The sequence below is a fragment of the Variovorax sp. M-6 genome (assembly GCF_052114385.1).
GTDB lineage: Bacteria > Pseudomonadota > Gammaproteobacteria > Burkholderiales > Burkholderiaceae_C > Variovorax.
In genome coordinates this window covers 1-15,745 of the sequence record NZ_JBFREQ010000027.1, presented here as the reverse complement: position 1 = coordinate 15,745, position 15,745 = coordinate 1, and the positions used below count along the sequence as shown (strand labels likewise).

Genomic DNA, 15,745 nt, shown 5'->3' with positions numbered 1-15,745 from the left:
TCCCTGTGACCGACGGCGGCCTCGTTGCGCTGCAGGGGCGCCTCCAGCATACTTTTGCGGACGCGCGGCTGCTGCAGCTCGCACTGACGCATCGCAGTTTCTCGGCCGACCACAACGAGCGGCTCGAATTCCTCGGCGATTCGGTGCTGAATCTGGCGGTCTCGCACCTTCTCTATGTCCGTCTGGCGACGCTGCCCGAGGGCGATCTGTCGCGGGTGCGGGCCAACCTCGTCAAGCAGGACACGCTGCATCAGCTGGCGCTCAAGCTGGCGCTGTCGCCCCTGCTGCGCCTGGGCGAGGGCGAGGCGCGCTCGGGCGGCCAGAATCGGCCCTCGATCCTGGCCGATGCGCTGGAGGCGGTGATCGGCGCGGTCTACCTCGATGCCGGATATGGCGCGGCCCAGGCGCTGGTGCACCGGCTCTACGAATCGGTGGCGATCAGCCCGCGCATGGAGGCGGCCTCCAAGGACCCGAAGACCGAATTGCAGGAATGGCTGCAGGGTCACAAAATGAAGCTGCCCGCCTACCGCGTCGTCGGAACGCTGGGAGCGGCACACAAGCAAACTTTCGATGTCGAGTGCGAGGTGCCCGACCTGGGCCTGCGCGAACGCGGCATCGGCGGCTCGCGCCGCGCCGGTGAGCAGGCCGCCGCGGCGGCCATGTTGATCCGGCTCAAGGCGCGCGGCGCGAAGGCAACCCCATGAACGAAGCGAACGAAACCATCCTCCCCCCGCCCGATGACGGGGCCGGAGGCCCCCGGCGCTGTGGCCTGGTGGCCATCGTCGGCAAGCCCAACGTGGGCAAGTCGACGCTGCTCAATGCCCTGGTCGGGCAGAAGATCAGCATCACCTCGCGCAAGGCGCAGACCACGCGGCACCGGATCACCGGCATGCGCACGCTGGGCGCGACCCAGTTCGTCTTCGTCGACACGCCGGGTTTCCAGACCCTGCATGCCAATGCGCTGAACAAGTCGCTCAACAAGACCGTGCAGGGCGCGGTGGGCGATGTCGACCTGATCCTCTTCGTGGTCGAGGCCGGCAGTTTCACGCCGGCCGACGAGCGCGTGCTCAAGCTGCTCGGCAAGGGCATCCCGACCGTGCTGCTGGCCAACAAGCTCGACAACGTGCCCCGCCGCGGCGACATCGCCCCCTGGCTGCAGACCATGCAGCAGAAGCACGCGTTCGCCGAATTCGTGCCGATGTCGGCCAAGAATGCGAAGGATGTCGAGCGCCTGTTCGGCATCTGCGAGAAGTACCTGCCCGAGCAGGACTGGTTCTACGCCGAGGACGAACTCACCGACCGGAGCGAGAAATTCCTGGCCGGGGAGCTGGTGCGCGAGAAGCTCTTCCGCCTGACCGGCGATGAACTGCCCTACACCTCGACCGTCGTGATCGACAAGTTCGAGGAGGAGCCGCCCCAGAAGAAGGGCCAGAAGCGGCTGCTGCGCATCGCCGCCACGATCGTGGTCGAGCGCGACGGCCACAAGGCGATGGTGATCGGCGACAAGGGCGAGCGCATCAAGCGCATCGGCATGGAGACGCGGCAGGAACTCGAGAAACTCATGGATGCCAAGGTGTTCATCGAGCTGTGGGTCAAGGTGCGCTCGGGCTGGGCCGACGACGAGGCCAGGGTCCGCTCCTTCGGATACGAATGAGTGGCCGTCAAACGCGTTTCGCATGAACCGGCCTACGTGCTCCACCGCTACGATTGGAGCGAGTCGAGCCTGATCCTCGAGGTGTTCACGCGCCACCATGGGCGCATCGCGCTGGTGGCGAAAGGGGCCAAGCGGCCCAGTTCCAACTTCCGCCCGGTGTTGCTGCCGCTGCAGCCGCTGCAACTGAATTTCAGCGGAGAAGCCGAGATCCGGACGCTCAAGGGCGCCGAATGGATGGGCGGGCACGTGATGCCCACCGGCGAGGCGCTGCTTTCGGGCTACTACGTCAACGAACTGCTGCTGCGCCTGCTGGCCCGCGACGATCCGCACGAGGCGGTGTTCGACGCCTACGCGGCCGTGGTGCAGGTGCTGGCGGGCGATCATGCGGGGGCGCAGGCGGCGACGCAGGCGGCTGCGCTGCGGGCCTTCGAGCTGCTGCTGCTGCGCCAGGTCGGGCTGCTGCCCTCGCTCGATGTCGAGACCATGACCCTGGCGCCGCTGGAACCGGCCAGCCGCTACGCGCTGGTGCCCGAGGCCGGGCTGCGGCGGGCCGCCGACGGCGAGCCCGCGCTGGCGGGTGCCGACTGGCTCGCGCTGCAGGCCGCGCTCGACGATCGCGCGCCCTTCGCGGCGACCCTGCGCGTGTGCGCCGGACGCGACGGCGCACTGCGCGCCCAATCGCGGGTGCTGCTCAACTACCATTGCGGCGTTGCAACGCTGCGTACGCGGCAGATGATGCGGGATATCCAAGCCCTATGAGCACTTCCAATTTCACCGCCCTGTCGGTCAATCTCAACAAGGTCGCGCTGGTGCGCAACACGCGCCAGCTCGGCATTCCCAGCGTGCTGTTCGCCGCTGCGCTGTGCCTGGATGCCGGTGCGCACGGCATCACGGTGCACCCGCGGCCCGACGAGCGCCACATCCGCCCCCAGGACGTGCGGGACCTGTCGGCGCTGCTGCACAGGGACTGGCCGGCGGCCGAGTTCAACATCGAGGGCAACCCCTTCCACAATCTCATGGAGTTCGTGCGCGAACTGCGCCCGCACCAGGCCACCTTCGTGCCCGACAGCGAGACCCAATCCACCAGCGACCACGGCTGGAGCTTCCCCGAGGACGCCGAACGCTTGAGGCCGCTGATCGCCGAGGCCCGGGCGCTGGGCGTGCGCGTGAGCCTGTTCATGGACCCGGCGCCCGAGATGATGGCGGCCGCCAAGGCGGTCGGCGCCGACCGCGTGGAGCTCTACACCGAGGGCTTTGCGGCCTCGCGCGACACCTCCAAGGCGGGCCCCGTGCTGCAGCTCTATGCGGAAGCGGCGCACGCCGCCCAGGCGGCCGGGCTCGAAGTCAATGCCGGACACGACCTGAGCCGCGACAACCTGAGCGAATTCCTGCGCGCGGTGCCCGGCGTGCGCGAGGTCTCGATCGGCCATGCCTTCGTCTCCGACGCGCTGGAGCTGGGCTACGCGGCGGCGACGCGCGAGTACCTGCGCCGCATCGAAGAAGCCCGATAAGAGCTGGCGTTGACGTGATCTACGGCATCGGTACCGACATCTGCGACATCCGGCGCATCGCCGCCACCTTCGAGCGCCAGGGCGAACGCTTCGCGCAAAAGGTGCTGAGCGATGCCGAGTTCGCGATCTGGCAGGCCCGCAGCGCGCGCTGGCCCAAGCGCGGCCTGCGCTACCTGGCCACGCGTTTCTCGGCCAAGGAAGCCTTCAGCAAGGCGATCGGCTTGGGGCTGCACCTGCCGATGAGCTGGCGGCTGTGCGAGATTGCGAACGAGAAGAGCGGCAAGCCCGTGATCGTCCTGCACGGCGGGCTGAAGGACTGGTTCGAGGCCCAGGGCCTGCGCGCCCATGTGACCGTGACCGACGAAACCGACTATGCGGCGAGCTTCGTCGTGGTCGAACGCAACGAATGACCGACAAGAACTTGCACGCCCCGTTGATCATCGACGTCGCGGCGACCGAACTGAACGCGGCCGATCGCCGCCGGCTGGCCGATCCGCTGGTGGGCGGCGTGATCCATTTCGCGCGCAACTGGCGGGACCGGGCACAGATGTCGGCGCTGAACGCCGAGATCAAGGCGCTCAGGCCCGACATCCTGGTCTGCGTCGACCATGAAGGCGGCCGCGTGCAGCGCTTCCGTACCGATGGCTTCACGCGGCTGCCGTCCATGCGCGCGCTGGGCGAGTTGTGGATGACCGATGCCCTGCGCGCCACGCAGGCGGCGGTCGCCTGCGGCCAGGTACTGGCCGGCGAGCTGCGCGCCTGCGGCGTCGACTTCAGCTTTGCCCCGGTGCTCGACCTGGACTACGGCGAAAGCAGCGTGATCGGCGACCGCAGCTTCCACCGCGATCCGCGCGTGGTCGCGCTGCTGGCCCGCAGCGTGATGCACGGCCTGCTGCAGGCCGGCATGGCCAACTGTGGCAAGCATTTCCCGGGACATGGCTTCGTCAAGGCCGATTCGCACGTGGCGATCCCTGTGGACCGGCGCAGCCTCAAGGCCATCCTGGCGGACGACGCGCGGCCTTACGACTGGCTCACGGGCACGCTCGCCGCCGTGATGCCGGCGCACGTGATCTACCCGAGGGTCGATGCGCGTCCGGCCGGCTTCTCGTCGAAATGGCTGCAGCAGATCCTGCGCGGCAAGCTCGGCTTCGACGGCGCGGTGTTCAGCGACGACCTCAGCATGGAGGCCGCGCGCCGCATCGACGGCCGGCTGCTGAGCTACACCGATGCGGCGCTCGCCGCGCTGGACGCGGGCTGCGACCTCGCGCTGCTGTGCAACCAGAGCGTCGGCGAAGGTGCCGCGCTCGACGAGTTGCTCGATGGCTTCGCCGAAGCGCGGCGCAGCGGGCGCTGGAAGCCGGATGCAGCCAGCGAAACGCGCCGGCGCAGCCTCCTGCCGCGTGGGGCGCCGCTCGACTGGACGGCGCTCAGGGCGTCGTCGTCCTACCGGCAAGCGCTGGACATGCTGCCGCGCGCGTAGTCTTCAGACCGACGGCGTCCACAGCCGGGCGCCGCCGCCGTCCAGATGCGTCAGGTACAGCCGCAGGTCGAACTCGAACTGGTGGTAGTCCGGCTCCATGTGCGCGCACAGCTTGTAGAAAGCCTTGTCGTGCTCCCGCTCCTTCATGTGAGCCAGCTCGTGCACGACGATCATGCGCAGCCACTCGATCGGCACTTCCTTGAACAGGCTCGCCACGCGGATCTCGCGCTTGGCCTTGAGCTTGCCGCCCTGCACGCGCGAGACGGTCGTGTGGGTGCCGAGCGCGTTCCGGATCACGTGCAGCTTGTTGTCGAAGGCCACTTTGGACAGCGGCTCGGCGTTGCGCAGGAACGCGCTCTTGAGATCGATCACGTAGTCGTACAGCGCGCGGTCGGTTCGAATCTCGTGCGTGGCGCCGTAGCGCTTCAGCAGCCAGTCGCCGAGCCGGCCCTCGGCGACCATCTGTTCGACCTGGGCGCGCAGCGCCGCGGGGTACGCGGCGAGGTACTTCATGCGGGTTGGGGCGTTCGCGTGCCCGCGGCAGTGGCGGCGGAATAGGCCAGGCCGGCGGCGACGCCGCCGAACAGGTCGCCTTCGACGAGTTCGATGCCCGGGAAGGCGTGGCGCAGTGCGCTCTGGAAGGGGCGCAGCGCCGACGAACCGCCCGTCAGGTAGATGGCGTCGAGGTCGCCCCCCTCGAGGCCGGCGCGTCGCACGCAATCGCCGGCGCAGGCCACCACGCTGTCGAGCAGGGCGGCGAGGTGCCGTTCCATGTCGCCGGCCGTCAGCGCGGCCGCAAGGCCCCGTTCGGCGCAGGAGAGGTCGATCGCCACCTCGTCGTGGGTCATCGAACTGCGGATCTTCGCCGCCTCGACTTCGTTCGCCACGCGGTGGCCCTCGCGATTGACGAGCACGCGGACGAGGCGATCGTGCAGGCGCGTGTCCAGATAGCTGCTGCGCAGCTCCTGCACCTGGCGGATCGATTTCGGCGTCTGCAGCCAGTTGATCAGGTGCCAGGTCGAGAGGTCGAAGAAGGTCCGGCTCGGCACTTCGCGGCCCTGGGGACCGTGATGGCGGAAGCCCAGGTGCGGCATCGCGCAGGCCAGGCTCAGGCGCTGGTCGTAGTCGGTGCCGCCGATGTGGACGCCGGTGGTGGCCAGCACGTCGCCGGAACGATCGGGGTCCTGCATGCGTTCGGGGCCGAGCCGCACGACCGTGAAGTCGGAGGTGCCGCCGCCGATGTCGACGACCAGCACCAGCGATTCCCGCGTCACCCGGCGCTCGAAGTCGAAGGCGGCCGCGATCGGTTCGTACTGGAACGTGACCTCGCCGAGCCCGGCGTTCTCCGCGGCGCGGCGCAGGGTGGCTTCGGCCAGCGCATCGCGCTTGTCGTCTTCGTCATCGAAGCGGATCGGCCGACCGACCACGACCCGGCCGGGTTGCACGCCGAGTTGGGCGCGTGCGCGCGTGCCGAGTTCCGACAGGAACAGCGTGATGATGTCCTCGAAGCTGACCAGCTGGTTGTCGATCTCGGTCGGCTCCTGCATCAGCGCGCTGCCCAGGATGCTCTTGAGAGAGCGCATCAGCCGGCCCTCGGTGCCCGCCAGGTAGAGCGCCATCGCCTCGCGGCCGAAATGCGTGCTGCGGTCCTCGGAATTGAAGAAGATCGCGGTCGGGATGGCGATGGCCGAGCCTTCCAGCAGCAGCGGGCGTGCAAGGCCGTCTTCCGCCACGAAGGCGGCCGCGGAGTTCGACGTTCCGAAGTCGATCCCGATCGCAGGTGCGCGCTTGCTCAAGATTCGCGACGCAGGGCCGGGAACAGGATCACGTCGCGGATGCTCGGGGAATCGGTCAACAGCATCATCAGGCGGTCGATGCCGATGCCGCAGCCGCCGGTGGGCGGCATGCCGTACTCGAGTGCGCGCACGAAGTCGTGGTCGTAGAACATGGCTTCGTCGTCGCCGCTGTCCTTGGCCGCGACCTGCGCGTTGAAGCGCGCGGCCTGGTCCTCGGCATCGTTGAGCTCGCTGAAGCCGTTGCCGAACTCGCGGCCCGTGATGTAGAGCTCGAAGCGCTCGGTCACCTCGGGACGCTCGTCGTTGGCGCGCGCCAGCGGCGAGATCTCGGTCGGGTGCTCCATGATGAAGGTCGGCTGCCAGAGCTTCTCTTCGACCGTTTCCTCGAAGTACATGACCTGCAGGCTCGCCAGGCTGCGCTGCGAGAGCTTGTCCTTCTCTTCGCTGAGCCCGATCTTGCGCAGTGCGTTGACGAGCCAGGCGGCGTCGTCGACGTTGGCGCCGGCTTCCGTGTACTTGACGATCGCCTCGCGGATCGTGAGCCGCTCGAAGGGCTGGGCGAGGTCCACGGCCTTGCCCTGGTAGCTGAGCTGCTGGCTGCCGACCGCCTTGTCGGCGATGGTGCGGATCAGCGTCTCGGTGAAGTCCATCAGGTCGCGGTAGTTCCAGTAGGCCGCGTAGAACTCCATCATCGTGAACTCGGGGTTGTGCCGGACCGAGATGCCTTCGTTGCGGTAGCTGCGGTTGATCTCGAACACGCGCTCGAAACCGCCGACGATCAGCCGCTTGAGATAGAGCTCGGGCGCGATGCGCAGGAACATTTCCTGATCGAGCGCGTTGTGGTGCGTCTTGAACGGCTTGGCATTGGCGCCGCCCGGGATCGGATGCAGCATCGGCGTCTCGACCTCGAGGAAGTCGTTGGCCACCATGAACTCGCGCAGCGCGCTGACCGCGCGGCTGCGCGCCGTGAAGCGATCGCGCGCCGCGGCGTCGGTGATCAGATCGACATAGCGCTGGCGGTATTTCTGCTCCTGGTCGGCCATGCCGTGGAACTTGTCGGGCAGCGGGCGCAGGCTCTTGGTCAACAGGCGCAGCTTGCTCACCTTGACCGACAGTTCGCCGGTCTTGGTCTTGAAGGCCGTGCCTTCGGCCCCGACGATGTCGCCCAGGTCCCAGTGCTTGAACTCGGCATACGCCTCTTCGCCGACCCCGTCGCGCGTCACGTAGAGCTGGATACGGCCGGTGGCGTCCTGCAGGGTCGCGAAGCTGGCCTTGCCCATCACCCGCTTGAGCATCATGCGGCCGGCCACGCTGACCGGAACCGGCGTGGCGTCCAGCACTTCGGCCGCCGTCTCGCCATGGGCCGCGAGCAGCGCGGCAGCGCGGTCACCGGGCTTGAAGTCGTTCGGGAACGCGACCCCCTTGCCCTCGGCCTGCGCCGCGCGCAGCGCCTTGAGCTTCTCGCGCCGTTCGGCGATCAGTTGGTTGTCGTCGGTGGCGGCGGCCGCGGTCGCTGCGGGAGCCGCTGCGGGCGCGGGAACGGAAGGAGTCAGGTGGTCGGACATGGGCACTGGGGGAGCGGGGGGAAGGAGGGCGGCGAAAGCGCGCAACCCGCCATTTTAACCGCCCTCGGCTCCCGGAGGACCATCGTCCGACGCGCGCCCGGACTGCCTTTGTTGCTATCGAATCAGTAGCAAACTATGTTGAGATGCCGGTGCGCGCGAGCAGATCGCTGACCAGTTCGAGGCGCATCAGCGGGCTGTCGAGCGCCATCAGCCGCTGCTTGAGTTCGGTCTGCATGGGCAACAGTTCGCACCAGCGGTTGGCGACCCAGCCGCAATCCTCGAAGCGGTGGGGCTGCGCGATCGGCAAACGGGCGCCGGCGCCGCCGGCCATGCGCTGGCGCTCTTCGAGGGCCTGCACCAGCCGGCGCAGCGCGTCGGCCGTGTGCTGCAGGTCGTCGGGGATCGCCAGCGGCAGGTCGTCGGCCAGAGCCTCGACCTCGGCGGTCCAGAGGCCGTAGGCCTGCAGCTCGCTCGAGCGGACGCTGAAGCGCTGCGTGCCGATGCACTCGATCTGCAGCAGTCCGGCCTGGGGCGCGTCGAATTCGCGGATCACCGCCAGCGTGCCGACGGCCGCGAAGCGCTCGGCTTCGGCGCCGGCGCGGCGCACCTCGCTGCCCTGCGTGAGGCTCACCACCCCGAAGGGCGATCCATTCCTGTGGCAGCGGCCGATCATGTCGAGGTAGCGGACCTCGAAGATGCGCAGGGGCAGCAGGCCGCCCGGGAAGAGCACGGTGCCAAGCGGGAACAGGGGGAGGGAGCGCAGAAGGGGTTGTGTCGTCATCGCTGAACCTTTGCGTCGCTATCATCGCATTCCGTTCACGACCACGCGCCATGTTCTATCAGATCCCCTCGTTCCTGCTCGACGTGATCGTCGGCCTCCTGGGCGGCGCTTGCCTGCTGCGTCTCTACATGCAATTCCACCGCGTGCCTTTCGGCAATCCGCTGGGGCGCTTCGTGTTCGCGGTCAGCGACTGGATCGTCCTGCCGCTGCGCCGCGTCGTGCCCTCGGTCAAGCGCTGGGACCTCGCGAGCCTGGTGGCCGCCTGGCTGCTGGTGCTGGCGAAGTTCCTGCTGATGTGGCTGTTGATGGGCGGCGTCGGGCGCTGGGCCGTGCTGCCGCTGGTGTCGCTGGTCGGACTGATGCAGCTTGCAGTGTCGGGGCTCACCGCGCTGCTGATCGTCTACGCGGTGCTGTCCTGGGTGCCGAATGCCTCTTCGATGCTGCACGACCTGATCGCGCGGCTGGCCGAACCGCTGGTGCGGCCGCTGCGCCGCTTCATTCCCCTGATCGGCGGCGTCGACCTCTCGGTGCTGGCCGCGATCGTGCTGCTGCAGGTGGTGGCGATCATCCTCGGCAACCTGATGCAGGCCGCCTTCACGCTGGGCTGATGCTGTACCTGGCCGGCGCAGCCCGGCCCGTTGGTGAAACACCGCGGAACCGGCTTTGCCGGGCCGCTGGTGTTGCCCCCGGTAGGGGGTGGGCGCCCCGACACGAAGTGCGGGGCAACCTGGGGGCGAGCAACAGTGCCACCGCGGAACCGGCTTTGCCGGGCCGCTGGTGTTGCCCCCGGTAGGGGGTGGGCGCCCGGACACGAAGTGCCGGGCAACCTGGGGGCGAGCTCTAGACCACCGCGTCGGCGGGTTGGCGCAGCAGCATCGCCAGGGTGCTTGCAATCGTCTTGCGCAGTTCGCGCCGGTCACAGATGAAGTCGATCGCGCCCTTGGTCTGCAGGAATTCGGCGCGCTGGAAGCCCTCGGGCAGGGTCACGCGCACGGTCGACTCGATCACGCGGGGGCCGGCAAAGCCGATCAGCGCCTTGGGCTCGGCGATCACCACGTCGCCGACGAAAGCGAAGCCGGCGCTCACACCACCCATGGTCGGGTCGGTCAGCACGCTGATGTAGGGCAGGCCCTTCTTCGCGAGGCGCGTCAGCGCCGCATTGGTCTTGGCCATCTGCATCAGCGACAGCAGGCCTTCCTGCATCCGCGCGCCGCCGGTGGCGGTGAAGCAGATGAAGGGCACTTTCTGCTCGATCGCGGTCTCGACGCCGCGCACGAAGCGCTCGCCGACCACGCTGCCCATGCTGCCGCCCATGAAGTCGAACTCGAAGCAGGCGACCACGACGTTGATGCTGTGCACCGAGCCCCCGATCACGACCAGCGCATCGGTTTCACCGGTGTTCTCCAGCGCCTCCTTGAGCCGCTCGGGGTACTTGCGGCTGTCCTTGAACTTCAGGGCGTCGACCGGCAGCACCTCCTGGCCCACCTCGTAGCGGCCTTCGGGGTCGAGGAAAGCGTCGAGCCGCGCCCGGGCGCCGATGCGGTGATGGTGGCCGCAGCTCGGGCAGACGTTCTGGTTGTGCTCGAGGTCGGTCTTGTAGAGCACGGTGTCGCAGCTCGGGCACTTGATCCAGAGGCCCTCGGGCATCTGGCGCCGCTCGCTCGGGTCGGTCGGCGTGATCTTGGGGGGAAGCAGTTTTTCAAGCCAGCTCATGATTTCACCGCCGGGCCGCCCCAAGGTGAAATGCGCCCCCTTGGGGGGCAGCGAAGACACGAAGTGCGCAGCATGGGGGCCATAGTTTGTCCTTGTGTGGGCATGGATTATCCGCCAGCCGCGTTCCGGGGCGTGGCGGCGGGCAGGGCGTCGAGCGCCTGGCGGATCCCGGCCAGGAATTCGCGCACCAGCGGCACCACGGCGTCGCGCGGCTGGCTCTCGATCAACTGGATGATGCGGGTGCCGATCACGACTGCGTCGGCTGCCGCGCCGACCGCCTGCGCGGTGTGCGCGTCGCGGATGCCGAAACCGACGCCGACCGGCACGCTGACGTGCTTGCGGATGCGCGGGATCATGCGCCCCACCGCCTCGGTATCGAGGTGGCCGGCACCGGTCACCCCCTTGAGCGAGACGTAGTAGACGTAACCGGTGGCGATCCGCCCGACCTGCGCCATGCGCTCGTCGGTGCTGGTCGGGGCCAGCAGGAAGATCAGGTCGATGTTCTTCGCCTTCAGGGCGGCGGCGAACGCCTCGCATTCCTCCGGCGGGTAGTCCACCACCAGCAGGCCGTCGACGCCGGCCGCGGCCGCGTCGCGGATGAAGGCCCCCTTGCCGTGCACGCCGTCGTAGCGCTCGACCGGGTTGGCGTAGCCCATCAGCACCACCGGCGTGCGGTCGTTCTGGCGGCGGAAGTCGGCCACCATGGCCAGCACCTGCTTCATGCCCACGCCCAGCGCCAGCGCGGCCTCGCCGGCACGCTGGATCACGGGGCCGTCGGCCATCGGGTCGGAGAAGGGCACGCCGAGCTCGATCACGTCGGCCCCGGCCTCGACCATGCCGTGCATCAGCTCGGGCGTGATGTCGGCGAACGGAAAGCCGGCTGTGACGTACGGGACCAGCGCCCGGCGACCCTCCTTCTGCAGGGCTTCGAATGCGGCAGCGATACGGCTCATCACTTGCCTCCCTTCACACTCAGGCCGCGCATCGACGGCCGGTCGTAGAAATCGACGCCCGAGAGGTCGGCCACCGTGCCGATGTCCTTGTCGCCGCGGCCCGAGAGGTTGACCAGGATCGACTGGTCCGGTCGCATCGTCCTGGCGAGCTTCATGGCATAGGCGAAGGCATGGCTCGACTCCAGCGCCGGGATGATGCCTTCGGTCCGGCACAGGTAGTGGAAGGCTTCCAGCGCCTCGGCATCGGTGATGCCGACGTACTCGGCGCGGCCGATGTCGGCCAGGTAGGCATGTTCGGGGCCGACGCCGGGGTAGTCCAGGCCGGCGCTGATGCTGTGGGTCTCGGTCACCTGGCCGTCTTCGTTCTGCAGCAGGTAGGTGCGGTTGCCGTGCAGCACGCCGGGGCTGCCGCGCAGGATCGAGGCCGAATGCTTGCCGCTGTCCAGCCCTTCGCCTGCGGCCTCGACGCCGATCAGTCGCGTGCGCTCGAACGGAATGTACGGATGGAAGATCCCCATCGCGTTGCTGCCGCCGCCCACGCAGGCGACCACCACGTCGGGCTGCCGGCCTTCGGCTTCGCCCGTGATGCCCTGTGCGGCCAGCATGGCCGGCATCTGCTCGATGCATTCGGTGCCGATCACGCTCTGGAAGTCGCGCACCATGGTCGGGTAGGGATGCGGGCCGGCCACCGTGCCGATGATGTAGAAGGTGTTCTCGACGTTCGTGACCCAGTCGCGCATGGCCTCGTTGAGGGCATCCTTCAATGTCTTGCTGCCCGACTCGACCGGCACCACGGTCGCGCCCAGCAGGTTCATGCGGTAGACGTTGGGGCTTTGGCGCTGCACGTCCTGGCTGCCCATGTAGACCACGCATTCGAGGCCATAGCGGGCGCAGATGGTGGCGGTGGCCACGCCATGCTGACCGGCGCCGGTCTCGGCGATCACCCTGGGCTTGCCCATGCGCTTGGCGAGCATGGCCTGGCCGATGGTGTTGTTGACCTTGTGGGCGCCGGTGTGGTTCAGGTCCTCGCGCTTGAGGTAGATCTGGGCCCCGCCCATCTCGCGGCTGGTGCGCGCCGCGTGATAGATCGGCGAGGGCCGGCCCACGAAATGGGCCAGTTCGTAGTGGAATTCGGCCAGGAATTCCGGGTCGTCCTTGTAGCGGGCGTAGGCGTCGCGCAGTTCGCTGATTGCGTGGGTCAGCGTTTCGCTGGCGAAAGTGCCGCCGTAGATGCCGAAGTGGCCGCTGGCGTCGGGTTGCTGGTAGGTGTCCATGGTCTCGATCGTTGGGCTGGCCGGCGCCAGGAGAGACCGAGGCGGCGCGGCGAGCTAGGGGAGGGCATCGGCCGCACGCACGGCGGCCACGAATGCGTGAATCTTCGCGGCGTCCTTGATGCCCTTTGCGGCCTCGACGCCCGAACTCACGTCAACGGACAGCGATTTGGCTGCCGTCCGCAGCTGACGAATGCCATCGCCCACGTTTGCAGGTGCGAGCCCACCACTCAAGACGAGGTGAGCGTCGACGACGGGTGGAAGAAGTGACCAATCGAATGCCTTGCCGCCACCGCCATACGCTTCGACATGGGCGTCGAGCAGGATGGCCTGGGCGCGGGAGTAATCGGACGCGTATTTTACGAGGTCGAAGGAAGCCCCGGCGGCACCGAGCGGAATGCGGGCCGCGCGCATGAACCGGTGGGCGCCGCGACCGCTGGCCCGCCAGCATTGCTCCGGCGATTCGTCGCCGTGGAACTGGGCCATGGCCCCGGCCACCCGCGACAGCGCGTCCAGGGTCGCCGCCTCCGGTTCATTGACGAACAGCAGCACCGGCGTCACGAACGGCGGCAGCCGCGCGGCCAGGACGGCCGCCCGCTCGACGCTCACCGCCCGCGGGCTGGCGGCATAGAGCACGAAGCCGACCGCGTCCGCGCCGGCCTCGACCGCGGCGTCCACGTCGGCTTCACGCGTCAGTCCGCAGATCTTGATGCGGGTACGGGCGAGGGAGGACGGCGTGGTCATGGCGGACCATCATACGCAGCGCCCCCGGCCTGCAGCGTCGCCTCGGGCGGCAGGCCCCAGCCGGCGTCGTACAAGGGTCCCAGGAAGTAGAGCCCGCTGGGCGAGAAGGTGGGTGCGGCGACCACGCGGCTGCGTGCGGCCAGCACCTCGGCCATCCATTCGGGCGGAGAGTCGCCGCGGCCGATCCGCACCAGGCAGCCCATGAGGTTGCGGATCATGTGGTGCAGGAAGGCGTCGGCCTCGAACTCGAAATGCCAGCGGCAGCGCTCGCCCTCGCCGTGGCGCGTGATCTCGATGCGGCGCAGGTCCTTGACCGGCGAGCGGGCCTGACAGGCCGAGGCCCGGAAGGAACTGAAATCGTGCCGGCCCACCAGCACCGCCGCCGCCGCCCGCATCGCATCGCCGTCGAGTGCGTGCATCGACCAGCCGACGCGTCCGGCATCCAGGCTTGGGCGCACCGGCGACTGCGACAGCACGTACAGGTAGCGCCGGGTCAGGGCGCTGGCGCGGCAGTGGAACGCATCAGGCACCGGCTGTGCCCATTGCACCGCGATGTCGGGGGGCAGGAAGCGATTGGTGCCGCGGACCCAGGAAAACGGCGTGCGTTCGACCGACGTGTCGAAATGCACCACCTGCATCAGGCCGTGGACACCGGTGTCGGTGCGGCCTGCGCAGAGCGTGGAGATCGGCTGGGCGGCGAACTGGGCCAGCGCCGCCTCCAGCTTGTCCTGCACGGTGCGGCCCGAAAGCTGGCTCTGCCAGCCTTCGTATGCCTGTCCGTTGTAGCGAATGCCGAGAGCCAGCCTCACAGGGGAATCGGCGGCCGCACGGCCGCTCAGCGCAACTGGCCGAGCAGTTGCTTGGCTTCGGCCTTGATGTCGCCGGCGCTCTCGGCGGCCACTTCCTCGACCAGCGAGCGAGCGCCTTCGACATCGCCCAGCGCCTTCAATTCGCGTGCCAGGGAGAGCTTGATCGCGTGGGGGTTCTCGCCGCTGTCGTCGATCGGTTCCAGGCGGCCGCGCTCGGTGTCGGGCGGATTGCGGCCCGAAAGGCCGGCCAGGGAACTCATGTCGAACTCGATGAAGCCGGAGTCCGCCGGCAGGCCGGCACGCAGGGGCGCGGGCTGCGTGCGTTCCTCGTCGGGTTGCGATGGCGTGCGGGCGAACGGCTCGAGAGCGCCGGGCGCGGTGTCGAAGTCGTTCTCGAGGTCGAGGCGCGCGGTCGGCTTGGCCGGCAGGCTGCCGTTGACCCCGTTGATCCCATGGTTGCCGTTCAGCGGCGCGGCGCCGTTGCCAGGCAGTTCGCTATCGGCCGCCTTGAGGGCCTTCGGCGCCGGGATCGGCGGCAGGGTGGCGGTGATCGTGGTCTGCGGGGCCTCTTTCGGTGGGTGGCTCAGTTCGAGGTCGAAGTCCAGCGGCGCGACCGAAGGCACGAAGGCCGGCGGCGGGGCTTCGACCACCGGCGGCGGTGTCGGTGCCAGCGGTACGGGCGCGCTGGCGGCTGCGAGCGTGCCGGCGAAGGCGGCCGCCTCGGCGGCGGACACGCCGCCACGGCTTCCGGTCTCGTAGAGCGGATTGCCCGGATCGAGGTCCTTGCCGAGTTCCACCACGCGGTTCCAGTCGCTGCCGGCGCCGGCGGTCAGCTTGTGGACGTCGGCGGCGAGGGCCTCGTAGGCGCGCAGGTCGCGGCGCTTGGCGTGGATCTCGAGCAGCTTGAGGTGAATCGCGGTGCGTTCCGGGTTGACCCGCAGGGCCTCGCGCAGGATTTCCTCGGCCTGCAGGTCGCGGCCGTAGGCCAGGTAGACATCGGCTTCGGCCACCGGATCGACGTCGCCGGCGTCCAGCTGGCTTGGTGAATAGGACAACGACGACACGACCGAATTGCCGCGATTCTTGGTGTCCACCGACTCGCCGCCGCTGGCGCCGAAGAAGGAATCCTTGGGGATCCGGCTTTCGATGAACACGCTGTCGCCGGCATCGCGGCGCTTGCGGCCGAGCACGCGGTAGAGCAGGAAGCCGATCAGCAGCGCGATCAGGGCCGCCGCACCGGCCATCAGCGGGTTGTCGAGCAGTTCGGCGAAGAAGCCGGGCTGCGCGGGCGGTGGCGGGGGAGGCGCCTTGGCGACCGGCTTGGGGGCAGCCGTGGCTGCTACGGCGGCTGCGGGCGCTTGGGTTTCGGCCGGCTTGGCGCCGGCGTCGGTGGCGGCTGCAGCTGCCGGCGCGGCCGCAGGCGCCGCGGGTGCGACCACGGCCGGTGGCGTCGCGRTGGCGGGGGTGT

At 68.8% G+C, this 15,745-nt stretch carries 17 protein-coding genes; 7 read left to right on the top strand and 10 right to left on the bottom strand.

The features are described 5' to 3' along the window. Window positions 1–5 precede the first annotated feature (5 nt). The 6 genes from rnc to nagZ are packed head-to-tail and all read left to right on the top strand — an operon-like array spanning window position 6 to window position 4,645. Window positions 6–704, top strand: a complete 699-nt coding sequence (rnc, locus tag AB4Z46_RS25765; protein ID WP_442286393.1) for a ribonuclease III — start codon at window positions 6–8, stop codon at window positions 702–704. After that, complete coding sequence (gene era / locus AB4Z46_RS25760; RefSeq protein WP_442286392.1) at window positions 701–1,654, top strand: GTPase Era; 954 nt, start codon at window positions 701–703, stop codon at window positions 1,652–1,654. The genes rnc and era overlap by 4 nt, the downstream gene beginning before the upstream one ends. After that, window positions 1,655–2,413: a DNA repair protein RecO gene (gene recO, locus AB4Z46_RS25755; RefSeq protein ID WP_442286391.1), complete on the top strand. Its 759-nt coding sequence runs from the start codon at window positions 1,655–1,657 to the stop codon at window positions 2,411–2,413. After that, window positions 2,410–3,165 (top strand): pyridoxine 5'-phosphate synthase, encoded by a 756-nt coding sequence (locus AB4Z46_RS25750; RefSeq protein WP_442286390.1) that lies wholly within the window; start codon window positions 2,410–2,412, stop codon window positions 3,163–3,165. The genes recO and AB4Z46_RS25750 overlap by 4 nt, the downstream gene beginning before the upstream one ends. A 14-nt stretch (window positions 3,166–3,179) precedes the next feature. After that, window positions 3,180–3,575 (top strand): holo-ACP synthase, encoded by a 396-nt coding sequence (acpS, locus tag AB4Z46_RS25745; protein WP_442286389.1) that lies wholly within the window; start codon window positions 3,180–3,182, stop codon window positions 3,573–3,575. Continuing rightward, a complete protein-coding gene (gene nagZ, locus AB4Z46_RS25740) occupies window positions 3,572–4,645 on the top strand; it encodes a beta-N-acetylhexosaminidase (protein ID WP_442286388.1) in 1,074 nt (357 codons plus the stop codon). The genes acpS and nagZ overlap by 4 nt, the downstream gene beginning before the upstream one ends. A 3-nt stretch (window positions 4,646–4,648) precedes the next feature. Here the strand turns inward: nagZ and AB4Z46_RS25735 are convergent, their stop codons facing one another. The 4 genes from AB4Z46_RS25735 to AB4Z46_RS25720 form a co-directional block, all read right to left on the bottom strand. Next, window positions 4,649–5,158, bottom strand: coding sequence for a YgjP-like metallopeptidase domain-containing protein (locus AB4Z46_RS25735; protein WP_442286387.1), 510 nt, complete (start codon window positions 5,156–5,158; stop codon window positions 4,649–4,651). Beyond that, entirely contained in the window at window positions 5,155–6,444 is a 1,290-nt protein-coding gene (locus tag AB4Z46_RS25730; protein WP_442286456.1) for an Hsp70 family protein, read from the bottom strand. The genes AB4Z46_RS25735 and AB4Z46_RS25730 overlap by 4 nt, the downstream gene beginning before the upstream one ends. After that, window positions 6,438–8,006, bottom strand: a complete 1,569-nt coding sequence (gene lysS, locus AB4Z46_RS25725) for a lysine--tRNA ligase (RefSeq protein ID WP_442286386.1) — start codon at window positions 8,004–8,006, stop codon at window positions 6,438–6,440. Before lysS ends, AB4Z46_RS25730 begins: the two co-directional genes overlap by 7 nt. Window positions 8,007–8,139: 133 nt before the next feature. Next, window positions 8,140–8,787, bottom strand: coding sequence for an LON peptidase substrate-binding domain-containing protein (locus AB4Z46_RS25720; protein WP_442286385.1), 648 nt, complete (start codon window positions 8,785–8,787; stop codon window positions 8,140–8,142). Window positions 8,788–8,837: 50 nt separating this feature from the next. Between AB4Z46_RS25720 and AB4Z46_RS25715 the strand changes: the two genes are divergently transcribed. Next, on the top strand, window positions 8,838–9,395 hold the full coding sequence (locus tag AB4Z46_RS25715) for a YggT family protein (protein WP_442286384.1): 558 nt from the start codon (window positions 8,838–8,840) through the stop codon (window positions 9,393–9,395). A gap of 232 nt (window positions 9,396–9,627) precedes the next feature. On the opposite strand, the gene accD is transcribed toward AB4Z46_RS25715, so the two are convergent. The 6 genes from accD to AB4Z46_RS25685 all read right to left on the bottom strand — a co-directional run. Beyond that, window positions 9,628–10,500 carry an acetyl-CoA carboxylase, carboxyltransferase subunit beta gene (gene accD, locus AB4Z46_RS25710; protein WP_442286383.1) on the bottom strand — a complete coding sequence of 291 codons (873 nt, stop codon included), beginning with the start codon at window positions 10,498–10,500 and terminating at the stop codon, window positions 9,628–9,630. A 107-nt stretch (window positions 10,501–10,607) separates the two neighbouring features. Continuing rightward, a complete protein-coding gene (trpA, locus tag AB4Z46_RS25705) occupies window positions 10,608–11,453 on the bottom strand; it encodes a tryptophan synthase subunit alpha (RefSeq protein WP_442286382.1) in 846 nt (281 codons plus the stop codon). Continuing rightward, on the bottom strand, window positions 11,453–12,727 hold the full coding sequence (trpB, locus tag AB4Z46_RS25700) for a tryptophan synthase subunit beta (protein WP_442286381.1): 1,275 nt from the start codon (window positions 12,725–12,727) through the stop codon (window positions 11,453–11,455). Before trpB ends, trpA begins: the two co-directional genes overlap by 1 nt. 54 nt (window positions 12,728–12,781) lie before the next feature. Then, window positions 12,782–13,468 (bottom strand): phosphoribosylanthranilate isomerase, encoded by a 687-nt coding sequence (locus tag AB4Z46_RS25695; protein ID WP_442286380.1) that lies wholly within the window; start codon window positions 13,466–13,468, stop codon window positions 12,782–12,784. Beyond that, window positions 13,465–14,277 carry a tRNA pseudouridine(38-40) synthase TruA gene (truA, locus tag AB4Z46_RS25690; protein WP_442286379.1) on the bottom strand — a complete coding sequence of 271 codons (813 nt, stop codon included), beginning with the start codon at window positions 14,275–14,277 and terminating at the stop codon, window positions 13,465–13,467. The genes AB4Z46_RS25695 and truA overlap by 4 nt, the downstream gene beginning before the upstream one ends. Before the next feature lie 26 nt (window positions 14,278–14,303). Next, window positions 14,304–15,745 (bottom strand): FimV/HubP family polar landmark protein (locus AB4Z46_RS25685; RefSeq protein ID WP_442286378.1); only part of this gene is annotated, 1,442 nt, incomplete at its 5' end.